This window comes from Dyadobacter psychrophilus (assembly GCF_900167945.1).
Taxonomy (GTDB): Bacteria; Bacteroidota; Bacteroidia; order Cytophagales; family Spirosomataceae; genus Dyadobacter; species Dyadobacter psychrophilus.
Map to the genome: position 1 here is coordinate 58,370 of NZ_FUZA01000004.1, position 13,303 is coordinate 71,672.

10 protein-coding genes are annotated in these 13,303 nt (G+C 44.0%); 5 read left to right on the forward strand and 5 right to left on the reverse strand.

Annotated elements, in window-relative coordinates; genetic code table 11:
- The first annotated feature begins 226 nt into the window (after positions 1–226).
- Together B5X68_RS16235 and B5X68_RS16240 are read left to right on the forward strand one after the other, a co-directional pair.
- A complete protein-coding gene (locus B5X68_RS16235; RefSeq protein WP_082215821.1) occupies positions 227–1,294 on the forward strand; it encodes an efflux RND transporter periplasmic adaptor subunit in 1,068 nt (355 codons plus the stop codon).
- A 54-nt stretch (positions 1,295–1,348) separates the two neighbouring features.
- A complete protein-coding gene (locus B5X68_RS16240) occupies positions 1,349–4,456 on the forward strand; it encodes an efflux RND transporter permease subunit (protein ID WP_082215822.1) in 3,108 nt (1,035 codons plus the stop codon).
- A 1-nt stretch (position 4,457) separates the two neighbouring features.
- Here B5X68_RS16240 and B5X68_RS16245 read toward each other — a convergent pair whose 3' ends face one another.
- From B5X68_RS16245 to B5X68_RS16260, 4 genes are all read right to left on the reverse strand, one after another.
- Positions 4,458–5,540, reverse strand: coding sequence for a fatty acid desaturase family protein (locus B5X68_RS16245; RefSeq protein ID WP_082215823.1), 1,083 nt, complete (start codon positions 5,538–5,540; stop codon positions 4,458–4,460).
- Between the two features lie 218 nt (positions 5,541–5,758).
- Positions 5,759–7,039, reverse strand: a complete 1,281-nt coding sequence (gene metK, locus B5X68_RS16250) for a methionine adenosyltransferase (RefSeq protein ID WP_082215824.1) — start codon at positions 7,037–7,039, stop codon at positions 5,759–5,761.
- Positions 7,040–7,244: 205 nt separating this feature from the next.
- Positions 7,245–8,123 (reverse strand): lipoyl synthase, encoded by an 879-nt coding sequence (gene lipA, locus B5X68_RS16255; protein WP_082215825.1) that lies wholly within the window; start codon positions 8,121–8,123, stop codon positions 7,245–7,247.
- Positions 8,124–8,184: 61 nt separating this feature from the next.
- Positions 8,185–8,955: a hypothetical protein gene (locus tag B5X68_RS16260; RefSeq protein ID WP_082215826.1), complete on the reverse strand. Its 771-nt coding sequence runs from the start codon at positions 8,953–8,955 to the stop codon at positions 8,185–8,187.
- A gap of 221 nt (positions 8,956–9,176) precedes the next feature.
- Between B5X68_RS16260 and B5X68_RS16265 the strand changes: the two genes are divergently transcribed.
- Positions 9,177–10,433 (forward strand): 3-deoxy-D-manno-octulosonic acid transferase, encoded by a 1,257-nt coding sequence (locus tag B5X68_RS16265; protein WP_082215827.1) that lies wholly within the window; start codon positions 9,177–9,179, stop codon positions 10,431–10,433.
- Positions 10,434–10,478: 45 nt separating this feature from the next.
- On the opposite strand, the gene B5X68_RS16270 is transcribed toward B5X68_RS16265, so the two are convergent.
- Positions 10,479–11,702 carry an ROK family transcriptional regulator gene (locus B5X68_RS16270; protein ID WP_082215828.1) on the reverse strand — a complete coding sequence of 408 codons (1,224 nt, stop codon included), beginning with the start codon at positions 11,700–11,702 and terminating at the stop codon, positions 10,479–10,481.
- Positions 11,703–11,950: 248 nt separating this feature from the next.
- Here B5X68_RS16270 and rsgA point away from each other — a divergent pair, with 248 nt between their 5' ends.
- Positions 11,951–12,886, forward strand: coding sequence for a ribosome small subunit-dependent GTPase A (gene rsgA, locus B5X68_RS16275; protein ID WP_082216138.1), 936 nt, complete (start codon positions 11,951–11,953; stop codon positions 12,884–12,886).
- A 6-nt stretch (positions 12,887–12,892) separates the two neighbouring features.
- Positions 12,893–13,297 carry a methylmalonyl-CoA epimerase gene (mce, locus tag B5X68_RS16280; protein ID WP_082215829.1) on the forward strand — a complete coding sequence of 135 codons (405 nt, stop codon included), beginning with the start codon at positions 12,893–12,895 and terminating at the stop codon, positions 13,295–13,297.
- Positions 13,298–13,303 lie beyond the last annotated feature (6 nt).

Genomic DNA, 13,303 nt, shown 5'->3' on the forward strand with positions numbered 1-13,303 from the left:
GGCTGCTATAATACTTTTGCTAAATATAATGGAAAGCCAAAATGTTTTTGAAACCATTTACCCGGCGGCGGTTTAATGCACCGAACTTCATTGGAATTTAATATTCAACAGAAGTAAAAAGCGAACCGATTGCCGCTTTGTACAATATGAAGTATCTTTAATAACGCTTTTGAAGGAATATAATTTATTAATATTCGAATTGAACGAAATTTATTTTAATTGATCTATGCGTACAATAATGCTGGTTGGAGGGATAATCATTGTGCTTGTGCTGGGGAAGCTGTTCGTTTTCTCCAAGCCGGGAAAAGATAAGCCCTCGGAAGTGAAAGGCAGTGGAAGTAAAGGAGGTTCCGCAGGCAGCGCGGCAGTGCCTGTAAATGTATACATCGTAAAAAGAGAGTCCATTGAAAACCAGATATTTGCTTCCGGTACGGTCATTCCCAATGAGGAAGTGAATGTCATGGCTGAGGCATCGGGTAGGTTGATCAAATTAAACATTAAGGAAGGTGCATCCATTGAAAAAGGCCAGCTTATCGGGAAAATCAATGATCGCGAGCTGCAAGCACAGTTGCAAAAAGTAACTTATAATCAGGAGCTTAATAAAAAAATTGAGGCACGTCAAAAAAAGCTTTTGAATGTGGAAGCGATCAACCTTGAGGAATATGATGTGACTTCGAACAATATCAGGATTTTGGAGGCTGAGAAAGAGGTTCTGCAAGCACAGCTGGAAAAAACGGAGATCCGGGCACCATTCAGCGGGCGGATAGGATTGAAATACATAAGCGAAGGTGCATATCTGGCGCCGGGTACGCCCATCGTAACGATCGTGCAAAGCAATCCGGTGAAGGTTGATTTCACTGTTCCGGAAAAATACGCGCCTAATATCAGGGTGGGCAATGTTGTGAAATTCAATCTTGACGGTGATCCATCGACTTACAATGCTAAAATTCTTGCGATAGATCCGAAAGTGGAGGAAAGTCTGCGGACGCTGAAAGTGCGGGCCATAGCGCCCAATCCATCCGGGCGATTTGTACCGGGCATGTTTGTTAAGATCCTTGCGGATCTGGATGCCAATAAATCGGCTATGATGATTCCAACTGAGGCGATAGTCCCTGTTTTGAAAGGGAAAAAAGTGTTCGTGGTAAAAAACGGCAAAGCACAGGAAGCAATGGTCGTGACGGGATTGCGGACAGATAAGAAAATTCAGGTAATTGAAGGTTTGCAGCCGGGCGATTCGCTTATTACATCTGGAATCATTGCTATTAAGCCTAATACGCCTGTACGTGTGAATTGAGGAAGGAATCGTGAACATGTCAAAAAGAATGTCTGCCGACATTAATCTCCAATTATGAGTATATCAACACTCTCTATCAAGCGGCCGGTTCTGGCGATCGTCATGAACCTGCTGATCATATTGTTCGGATTTCTGGGTTACAAGTTTCTGGGAATGAGAGAATTCCCGTCCATTGACCCGCCGGTGGTTTCAATTCGGACGAGCTATACCGGGGCCAATGCGGACATTATTGAATCACAGATCACAGAACCGCTTGAAAAACAGCTTAATAGTATTGAAGGGATCAAATCGATCAACTCTACGAGCAGCCAGGGAACGAGCCAGATAACGGTTGAATTTGACATTGGTGTGGATATGGAGCGCGCCGCTAACGACGTGCGGGATAAGGTTGGCTCGGCGTCACGGACATTGCCATTGGATATTGATGGGCCACCCGTTGTTGCGAAGGCGGATGCCAACTCGGAACCGATCATTGTGCTTACGTTCAAGAGCGATACAAGATCGCATTTGGAAGTGAGTGATTATGCGGAGAATGTGATCGCCCAACGGTTGCAGACCATCGAAGGCGTGAGTGAGATACGGATTTTTGGGCAAAAAAAATATGCAATGCGTATCTGGATGGACCCCATCAAAATGGCGTCTCTTGGCATTACTACGCAAGATGTGAAAATCGCCCTGGATAAGGAGAATGTTGAATTGCCAAGCGGAAAACTTGCGGGGGACAATACCGAGCTTACAGTAAAAACGATTGGAAGATTCAGGACGGAAGAGGATTTTAATGAGTTGATTATTAAAAATTCACCGACACAAACCGTTCATTTGAAAGACATTGGCTACGCTGCTTTGGGGCCGGAAAATGAAGAAACGGTGCTTAGGCTGGATAATGTTCCGATGATTGGTTTGGCGATTTCGCCGATGCCGGGAGCTAATTATCTCAACATTGCAGAGGAGGTCAATAAGCGCATGGCGGACATTAAAAGAGAGCTTCCAAAAGATTATCAGCTTGATACACTGATTGATAACACCATATTTGTGGAGCGCTCCATTGAGGAAGTGGGTGAAACGCTGCTTATCGCCATCGTGCTGGTTGTGATCATTATTTATTTGTTTTTCCGCGACTGGCTCATTGCTTTCCGGCCGCTCATTGACATTCCGGTGTCCCTGATCGGGACGTTTTTTGTGATGTACATTATGGGTTTTTCGATTAATGTGCTCACGCTGCTGGCCATTGTTCTGGCAACCGGACTTGTAGTGGATGACGGGATTGTCGTCACGGAGAACATTTTTAAGAAAATAGAGCAGGGGATGGGGCCTATTGAGGCTGCTATCAAAGGAGCTAACGAGATCATTTTCGCTGTTTTGTCTACATCGATCACATTGGCTTCGGTTTTCCTTCCTGTTATTTTTATGGAAGGCTTTGTCGGAAAGCTCTTCCGGGAATTTGGGATTGTGATCTCCGCAGCCGTCTTGATCTCTGCTTTTGTATCGTTGACGCTCACACCGATGCTGAATGCTTACCTGGTTCGTAAAACGCACAAAAAAAGCTGGTTTTACGAAAAGACAGAGCCGTTTTTTGAAAGTATCACAAATAATTACGGCAACGCTCTGGCCAAATTCCTTAAAATGCGCTGGGTTGCAGTTCCAATTGTAGCCGTGACAGTGGCAATGATCTGGTTTTTTGGGAAAGGCCTGCAATCCGAACTCGCGCCGCTGGATGACCGCAACTGGTTCAGGATCAATATGACAGCGCCGGAAGGTTCGTCATTTGAATTTACAGATCGTTATGTGCAGGAAGTAGGGCAAATGCTAATGGATTCCATGCCGGGCAAAAAAGGACTAATGCTCATTACATCTCCCGGAAATTCCGGCCTCGGCGCGGCAAACACGGGAAGTGGCAGGATTGCATTAGTGGATAAAAAAGATCGTAAGGAATCGCAGCAGGAAATTGCAGATTATATCAACCAAAAATTGAAATTAATGCCGGATGCGAAGTCATTCGTCGTGCAGCAGCAGACTATTTCCGTGGATTCCCGCGGCGGGCTGCCAATCCAGTATGTGATCCAGGCGCCGGATTTCGAGAAACTTCGTGATTATGTTCCCAAATTCATGGAGGAAGCTTCCAATGACCCGACATTCGCCATTACGGATGTCAATCTGAAATTCAGCAAGCCCGAAATCCAGATTGCGATCGAACGTGAAAAAGCCAAGTCGCTGGGTGTGACAGTTCAGGATGTTGCCCAAACTATGCAGCTTGCATTCGCGGGTCAGCGTTTTGGCTATTTTACCATGAATGGCCGCCAATATCAGGTGATCGGGCAATATGATCGCGCGAACCGTGATGAGCCTCTGGATTTGAAAAGTATGTTTGTGAAAACCGGTAACGGGAGTTTGGTCCAGCTGGATAACATTGTCAAAGCTGAGGAGGAAAGCAGTCCCCCACAACTTTTCCATTATAACCGATACATGAGTGCGACGGTGCAGGCAGCGTTAGCACCTGGCAAAACAATCGGCGACGGCATCGCTGCTATGGACAGGATCCGGGATAAGTTGAAAGATGAATCCATTCAGACATCATTAAGCGGGTCTTCCCGGGATTATGCAGAAAGCTCTTCGAACACGATGTTCTCCTTTTTCCTGGCGTTGGTATTGATCTACTTCATCCTCGCAGCACAGTTTGAAAGCTTTGTCGATCCGTTCATTATTATGTTTACCGTGCCGTTGGCTATTGGTGGGGCGGTTTTCTCACTCTGGTATTTTGATCAGACACTGAATATTTTCAGTCAGATCGGGATGATTATGCTGATCGGTTTGGTAACCAAAAATGGTATCCTGATTGTTGAATTTGCCAACCAATTACGAGAGAAGGGCTTAGGCATTCAGGAAGCTGTTCTTGAAGCAGCAACATTGCGTTTCAGGCCAATCCTGATGACAAGTCTTGCAACAATTCTGGGTGCATTACCGATTGCTATGGCGTTGGGTTCTGCCGGCAAGAGCCGGATGTCGATGGGAATTGTGATTATGGGCGGACTACTCTTCTCGCTGGTCCTCACATTGTATGTAATCCCCGCCATTTATACATTCTTCTCAAGACCAAAGAATTTCGAGAAAATGAAAATGATTGAACAAGTTGCCCGCGAAAGTGAAATAGTTGACCCGGTCTGAATCAGGCTCTGCCCATGCTTTTGAGCATCCTGATGTGTGATCCCAGCGCATTGGCGAAGTTTGCCTTAGCATTGTAATCCAACCCGAATTCCTGCGCAGTGGCTTGTACAATAGGCGATAGTGCGTGATAGTGAATGTGGGAAATGGATGGGAACAAATGATGTTCGATCTGGTAATCCAGGCCGCCGATATACCACGACAAAAAGCGGTTTCTTCCCGCAAAATTGGAAGTGGTTTGCAGCTGATGCACTGCCCATGCATTTTCAACACAACCCAGGTTGTTAGGCTCCGGCTGATCAACACCTTCAACAACGTGCGCCATCTGGAAAACAGTGCTCAGGATCATTCCCGCAGTACAATGCATGGCCATAAATCCGATAAACCACTGTCCGAATGTTAAGGATGTGAAATAAAGCGGAATCACGCAAATGAACAGGATGTAGGCAACTTTGGTAACCACAAGCCTGATAAGCTCTTTCCGGGGAAAAGGCTTGGTCATGCCAGATTCGGACATTTTGTTAAAAAGAGAAATTTCCTTGAAGTCTTTCCACAGGAACGACAAGGTCATCAGACTATATAAAAAGAATGCGTAAATGTGCTGGAAACGGTGAATTTGCTTTTGTTTTTCCTGAAACGATAAGCGGAGCAGAAACTTGCCGGTAATGTCTTCGTCTACTTCATGAATGTTGGTGTATGTGTGATGAAGCCTGTTGTGCTGCACTTCCCAGTTATAAGCATTGCCTCCCAAAAGATAAATTGACGCACCAAAAAATTTGTTCAGCACATTGGAAGTGGCCAACGATCCGTGAATGGCATCATGCATGACAGACATTCCAACCCCGGCCACGCCAAATCCCATCACAATGGTCATGATGAACATGGATAAGTTTGAGAAACTGCCTGAGAGAATAAGAATGTAAGGAATCAAATACAGGCTTAGCATGAAGAATGCCTTGTAAATGATCTTTTTGCCGCCCGACTTGCAAATGTTATTGGAAGAGAAATACTGATCTACCCGTTGTCGAAGTGTAGGAAAGAATGTGCTCTTACCCGCATTCGTAAACTTGATTTTTTGATATTGCATATTAGAGGCGGTAACAAAAAGTATCTTAATTGAAATAAATAAACAGCCCCTTAGGAACGCAGTTATCGTGAAAATATTAGTTAAAGGTAGGGATTAATTGAAGAATCAGATCAATATTTTGAAAATAGGAGATTATCAAAATATTATATATGTTTTTTGGATAGACAAAAAATAAGGCCGGTGATTAGCCGGCCTGAGCATTAAGAACTTATATGCAATTACAATGCAAACTTCTCTTTGATTGCATCCACAAAATCAAGTTTTTCCCACGTAAACAATTCAACCTCAACCTCTTTCTCTTCGCCATTAGCGCCTTTGAAAGACTTTTTAACGACTTCGTTTTTACGGCCCATATGACCATAAGCAGCTGTTTCAGAGTAGATTGGATTACGTAATTTCAGGCGTTGCTCGATTGCGTACGGGCGAAGATCAAAGATCTCTCCGATTTTCGTTGCGATCTCGCCGTCATTGCCGGATACTTTGGCTGTTCCGTAAGTGTTCACATATAAACCGCAAGGCTCAGCGACACCGATTGCGTAGGAAACCTGTACAAGCACTTCGTCACAAAGTCCTGATGCAACCATATTTTTGGCAATATGGCGCGTTGCATAGGCAGCAGAACGGTCAACTTTGGAAGGATCTTTTCCTGAAAAAGCACCGCCACCGTGGGCTCCTTTTCCACCGTAAGTATCAACGATAATTTTACGTCCTGTAAGTCCCGTGTCGCCGTGCGGGCCGCCAATTACGAACTTGCCCGTCGGGTTAATGTGAAACGTGATATCTCCCGTGAACAATTTTTGAAGTTCAGGAGTAAGCTTAGCTTTCACACGTGGAATTACAATGTTGATCACATCCGCTTTAATCTTCGCAAGCATGTCGGCCTCGGAATCAAAATCGTCGTGTTGTGTAGAAACAACAATCGTGTCTATACGCAAAGGAACATTTTCATCGCTGTACTCGATCGTTACCTGGGATTTTGCATCCGGGCGAAGATATGGGATCAGGCTTGACTCATTGTTTCTGATCGCAGACATCTCCTGAAGGATCTTGTGTGCAAGGTCCAATGCCAAAGGCATGTAGTTTTCAGTTTCACGCGTTGCATAACCAAACATCATTCCCTGGTCACCTGCACCCTGCGCATTTGCTTTTTCTTCAAAGCTTTCGGAAGCAACTGCACGGTCAACGCCCTGGTTAATGTCCTCACTCTGATCGTGAATCGCAGATAAAATACCGCAGGAGTTCGCTTCAAACATGTATTCACTCTTCGTATATCCGATTCTTCTAATAACATCGCGTGTTATTTTCTGAACATCCAGATAAGTGTTTGTCTTAACTTCACCTGCTAATACAACCTGGCCGGTTGTTACCAAAGTTTCGCAGGCTACCTTACTGTTAGTGTCCCAAGCTAAGAAGTTATCAATTAAAGCATCTGATATTTGATCGGCGACCTTGTCAGGATGTCCTTCAGATACGGACTCCGAGGTGAATAAGTATGGCATAAATTGAAAATGTTAATTCAGCAAAAAAATGTGAAGTTAGTGTATGGATTAGAAAACAAAATTGAATTTTTTTGGGATATTAACCAAATAAAAGAGACTTAAAAAAGCCATTCGGAATGCACTGATTTGCATAGTGCAGCAGGCATTTATAAACTGAAAAGCCTACTTTCAACAGAAAGCAGGCTTTTCAAATTTTGATTATAACTCAAATCGGAACATTCACGTGCCTTTCAGCGTGATAGCTGGATCTTACCAGTGGCCCCGATTCTACGTATTTAAGTCCGCGTTTCAGACCTTCTTCCCTGTAATTGTCGAACATTTCAGGTGTGATCCATTCGATCACTTCGTGGTGCATTTTGGTGGGTTGCAGATATTGTCCCAAAGTAAGGATGTCGAGGCCATTGGCCGCAAGATCATCCATGGCTTTGTGAACCTCATCTTGCGTTTCACCAAGGCCGAGCATAATGCCGGATTTGGTGCGCTGACCAAAATCTTTCGTTCTTCTGATCTGTTCCAGGCTTCTTTCGTACTTAGCCTGAGGGCGTACCGCACGGTATAAACGTTCTACTGTTTCCATATTGTGCGAAACAACTTCCTGGCCCGCTTCAATCATGTGGATCAACGCATCCCAGTTATTTTTAACATCCGGAATCAACGTTTCAATGGTGGTTTCAGGTGTATTTTCTTTGACCTGTCTTACTGTTTGATACCAGATCTCGGCGCCTCTGTCTTTCAACTCATCCCGGTTCACGGATGTAATAACCGCATGCTTTACCTGCATAAGTTTGATCGCTTCGGCAACACGTCTCGGCTCGTCGGTATCATATTCATTCGGCCGGCCCGTAGCCACTGCACAAAAACTGCAGCTTCTCGTACAAACATTGCCCAGGATCATAAACGTGGCCGTTCCCGCGCCCCAGCATTCGCCCATATTAGGGCAGCTTCCGCTTTCGCAGATCGTATGCAATTTATAATTATCAACCAGTTGCCTTACTTTCCTAAACTCCGGACCGGCTGGCAGCTTAACCCTCAACCAATCTGGTCTTTTCTTGCGCTCTGAGGGAATAACAGGTAATTCAATCATATTTATTCGTAATCTCTGACAGCCCGGTTTTTGCAAGTCAAGCTGTCAATTGCTAATTTATTTATCGCTTTTTGCTTCCAAAATAAAGAGTTAAGTAACCCGAAGTAAAGAAGCTTCTGTTTTCGGCGAACGCCATAATCTGCACTTTTCTTGTAAATGCTTCTGCTATAAAACCAATTTCCACACCCGTTACATTCTCACGGAAAGCGCTTAATTCGAAGCTCATTGCTGTTTTTACATGTAAGCCAGGAACGATCTTCGTTTGTCCGAAGCCCTGAAAAAAGCTTCCCGCTCCAACAATGCCCGTCGTCTGCGTGCTTCCGGCATGTTTTACAGGGTCAAACGGTTCAGTAACAACACGACCGTCGGAACTTTGAAACTGCACCATATATGGTTTTTCAAGACCTAATGAAGGTCCCGCAGCCAATATCCCGCTGATAGAAATGCCTTCGTCATCCTGTCTGCTGAACAATGTAAGCTCGCGTCCGTATTCCGGTCTCAAAACAAAAAGATAATTCTGTTTTCCATATACAAGTCTTGCTCCTGTAACAAAATCCTGCTGGGAAAGCTCTTTAGGGTGCTTTACATTCACTAGTTCAAGTGCCAGATATCTGTATTGGTTTTTGCCAAACAACTTTGAACCCAGCGCCGAAGACTGCCTGAAAACCGCACCACCCAATATTCCCGAATTGGTATTTGTTGTTACCCCAAAGGAAGTAAAAGATTTATAGCTCTCTTCATTGTCCTCAGCCTTCGCCCGACGTTGCGCATATATATCTGTTGATAGTGCAAACAGAATAGATACTGATAGTAAAAATTTTACACGCATCATATATTTAGATCTAGTTCTCTGTTACAATTGGAAGTGTAGTATGAACAGTGAAAGTACAAAATTATAGTGTAAAGCCGCTGAATATCGCCACCACTTTAACGGTTTTTTGTACATTTATGTTCTTTAAACGAAAAAAGAAATAAAAAAGCCTGCCAGTCATCCCGCGCTTCCGGGATTTTCTGAAATAAATTTTTCGCTAATCTTCTTTTAATCAGAGTCTTTTGTCCGAAGTTATCTATCAAAGCGCAATCAGCACCGTCGCCTCGTTGATGCGCATTGCGGCTTTATTTAATCACAAGGTCAAGCTTGGAGTTGCAGGTCGCGATGGGTTATTGGACGAGATGGAAAGTGGTTTTCAAAAGTTGGCAAACGGGCGTTCCGTGGCTTGGTTCCATGCGGCTTCATTAGGGGAATTTGAGCAGGGCCGACCGGTTATTGAGGCATACAAAACACAGTTTCCGGATCACTTTATTCTGTTGACATTTTTCTCTCCGTCCGGTTACGAGGTCAGAAAAAATTATACTGGTGCGGATTACATATGTTACCTTCCCTGGGATACCGCGTCCAACGCGAGGCGTTTTGTCAAAATCGTTCAGCCGAAAATTGCTTTTTTTATCAAATATGAGTTTTGGTACAATTATCTCGTTGAGCTGAAAAAGAACGGATCACACATTGTTTCCTTCTCCACAATCTTCCGGCCCGATCAGATTTTTTTTAAAAAAAGAGGTGGATTTTTCAGGAAGATGCTCAGTTTGTTCGATCATATTTTTGTACAAAACCAACAATCGCTCACATTGCTTCATGGTATAGGCGTACAACATTGCATCCTGGCCGGCGACACCAGATTTGACCGCGTTTCTGCTATTGCACTTCATGTGAAAGATCTGCCTGAGGTGGTAAATTTTCGGGATAACAAGCTTTGCTTAGTCGTAGGATCGGCTTGGGAAGCTGATATGCAGGTGCTTATCCCTGTTTTAAATCATTTTAGAGGCTCACTGAAAGCAATCGTCGCCCCGCACGAAATCCACAAAGAGGAGATAGCGAAATGGCGGCAAGGTTTAGATGGGAAAACGCTTTTATACTCGGAAATTTCCGACAATGTCAATAGTAGGGAATGTGATTATCTCGTGATTGATAACATTGGGATGTTGTCGTCTTTATACCAATACGGCGATATGGCTTATATCGGCGGATCATTTGGTTCGGGGCTGCATAACATTCTTGAAGCCGCCACCTTTGGCATTCCCATCACTTTTGGAAATAAGCGTTATCACAAATTTCAGGAAGCAGTTGATCTGATCGAAAGAAAAGGCGCTGTTGCTGTGATGGACAAAGCAGAGCTAATTGCTGTTGTGGACCAATGGATTAAATCATCCGAATTGCGGAATGAAGCGGGAAATGTTAACAAAAATTATATTGCGGAAGGAGTTGGTTCAACAGAATTGATCCTCAGCGAAGTCGCAAAAATACAGGGCTGATTTATTACTTTCTAAAAGTACTAAGTCAGCCCCTAATATTATTTCTCAGGAAAATTCTTTTGCGATCAAATGCTCAAACAAATGCGCCTGCGTGCCCAGTAACCTGGCTTTTGCGCCCAGTTTGGAAATGTGGATGGAGAGTGAGTTTTTAAAATCCGAAAGGCAATATTTATTGATCGCCTGTTCGATCGGATTGGAAATGAATGGTCCGGCTTCTGCCAATAACCCACCTACAATAATGACCTCGGGATTAAATAGATGGACAGCTGTGGCCAGTCCTTTGCCCAATTCAGTTCCCACGGTGCTCAGCAAATCAATAGAAAATTCGTCACCCGCATGCACTGCTTCAATGATATGCGATGTGTCCAGCAGATCCAGATTGTTATTGACGATCTGAGACAAGATTGTTGCTTTTCCGCTATTAATGCCCTCTTTCGCACGTCTGATCAATGCGATCGCAGAAGTTATCGTATCCAGGCAGCCGATTTTCCCGCAGTGGCATAAAAGTCCGTCTGGCTTAACCTGAATGTGGCCAAGCTCGCCAGCGAAACCGGATGCACCATTGAAAACTTCGCCGTTGATAATGATCCCTAATCCTACACCCCAATCAATGTTAATGGTCAGGACTTGCGATTTTTCACGGGCAAACCCAAATCTGTGCTCACCGATCGTGGTCGCTTTTGTATCATTAAAAAGGCAGACCGGCAGTTTGAAATGTTTCTTTAAATGCGAAACCAGAGGAACGCCTGGAGGGGTAAGATTCAGGTAAGTCAGGTTAATTCCCTGTGAGGAATTGATAAGGCCCGGCATTGATACGCCTATGCCCCATAACTTGCTGACGTTAATATTGTTGGATTTAAGAAAATCGTCGCTTGCTTCGAAAAGTTGTTCGAGAAATGTGGAGGAATCGTCGAGACGGATATCCACTTTTCGCTTTAAAATCAATTGGTTATGCAAATCAAAAATAACGAGCTGCGTGTCATGACGATTAATGTCCATGATCAGCGTCAGGTATTTTTTTGAATTCAGTCCGTATAACACCGGCGGCCTGCCTGCGCGGGCGGGACCAGTTCCGGTTTCAATGATCCATCCTTCACGGATAAGCTCATTCACAATGCCCGTAGCCGAGGGAATGCTGGCATGGAACAGTCGCGCCATTTTGTTGATCGAAGTATCGCCGGATTGATATAAATGAAGCAATAAGTTACTTCTGATACGGTTTTTACGAATATCAATGACCGAATTCGGTTCTTCTACAACTAAGTCCATTATGCGGAGTGTAAATATATTTTATCTAAAAATCTTATTTAAAATTCTTACGATTGACCGATACTAATGTATGCAAAAACAATTAAACTCGATTAAATATTAAAAAATATTATTATCGAAGTGCGCACCCAGCAAATAAAAAACAGAGCTTATTGAAAAACTACTTAATTTTATTTGGCTGATTTTGGCATATACGGCAGTTTTATGTGAAACTCCGGTTAAATTCGCTATTCGCAAAAAAACACGGAATGGATTTAGTTAAAGGATTGGTTTTGCGGTCAACTGGTTCATGGTATGACATTCGGGACAGCCGAGATGGACATATCTGGCAATGCAGGTTGAAGGGTAAGTTCAAAGCTCTGGGATTAAAGGTTACCAACCCGATCGCCGTTGGCGATTACGTGCGGTTTGAAGCGGAGGACGAAACGCAGAATTTTGGAATAATACATGAAATAATGCCCCGGGAAAACTACGTTGTACGACGGTCGGTGCACAAAACGGCGCATGCGCATTTGATCGCAGCCAATGTTGACCAGGCCATTTTAATCGCAACCTTGGTTTTCCCAAGGACTTCACTGGGTTTTATTGACCGGTTTTTGGTCGCTATCGAGTCGTTCAGGATCCCCGGCGTGCTGATTTTTAACAAACAGGATCTGCTCAATGACGATATGAAGGAATTCCAGGCTGAACTAATGGAACTATACGATAGCCTTGGATACACATGTATGTCAACAACAGCCGTGAGCGATGAAGGGCTTGAAGACTTTGCAGCATTGCTCAAAGGAAAGGTATCTTTACTTTCCGGTCATTCGGGGGTTGGAAAGTCTACATTGGTGAATGCCATTGCGCCCCATCTGGATATCAAAACACAGGAGGTTTCCACATTTGCGAACAAAGGTGTGCATACTACAACATTTGCCGAAATGTTCGAGCTGGAACCCGGGACGTTTATCATTGATTCGCCGGGAATCAAGGAACTGGGCCTTTCCGACATGAAAGCTGAGGAAATTGCTCATTCTTTTCCTGAAATGAGGCAATTGTTAAATCAATGCCGCTTCAACAATTGCCAGCATATCAACGAGCCGGGGTGCGCTGTGAAAGATGCGGTCTCGGATGGCGAAATCGCTATCAGCCGTTATGAGAGTTATTTAAGTATGGTTGGCGATCAGGATAACCGAAAATAGAACCGGATGAAGAATGTTGAACACATTGGAATAGCGGTTAAAGAGTTGGAAAAAGCTGAAAAATTGTTCTCAAAACTTTTTGATACTGATCCCTATAAACGAGAAACAGTTACTTCCGAGGGTGTTTTGACGTCTTTTTTTCAGGTTAACCAAACCAAAATAGAGTTACTGCAATCCATAGATCCCGATGGCGTGATTGCTAGGTTCATTGATAAAAAAGGGGAGGGGTTTCACCACGTCGCTTTTGAGGTTGACAACATTGTGAGCGAAATGGCCCGACTAAAAAAAGAGGGTTTCACCTTATTAAGTGAAACCCCCAAACCCGGAGCGGATAATAAGCTCGTGTGTTTTTTGCATCCAAAGTCCACCAACGGAATGCTGATCGAGCTTTGTCAGGAAATTAAATCCTGAGCTTTG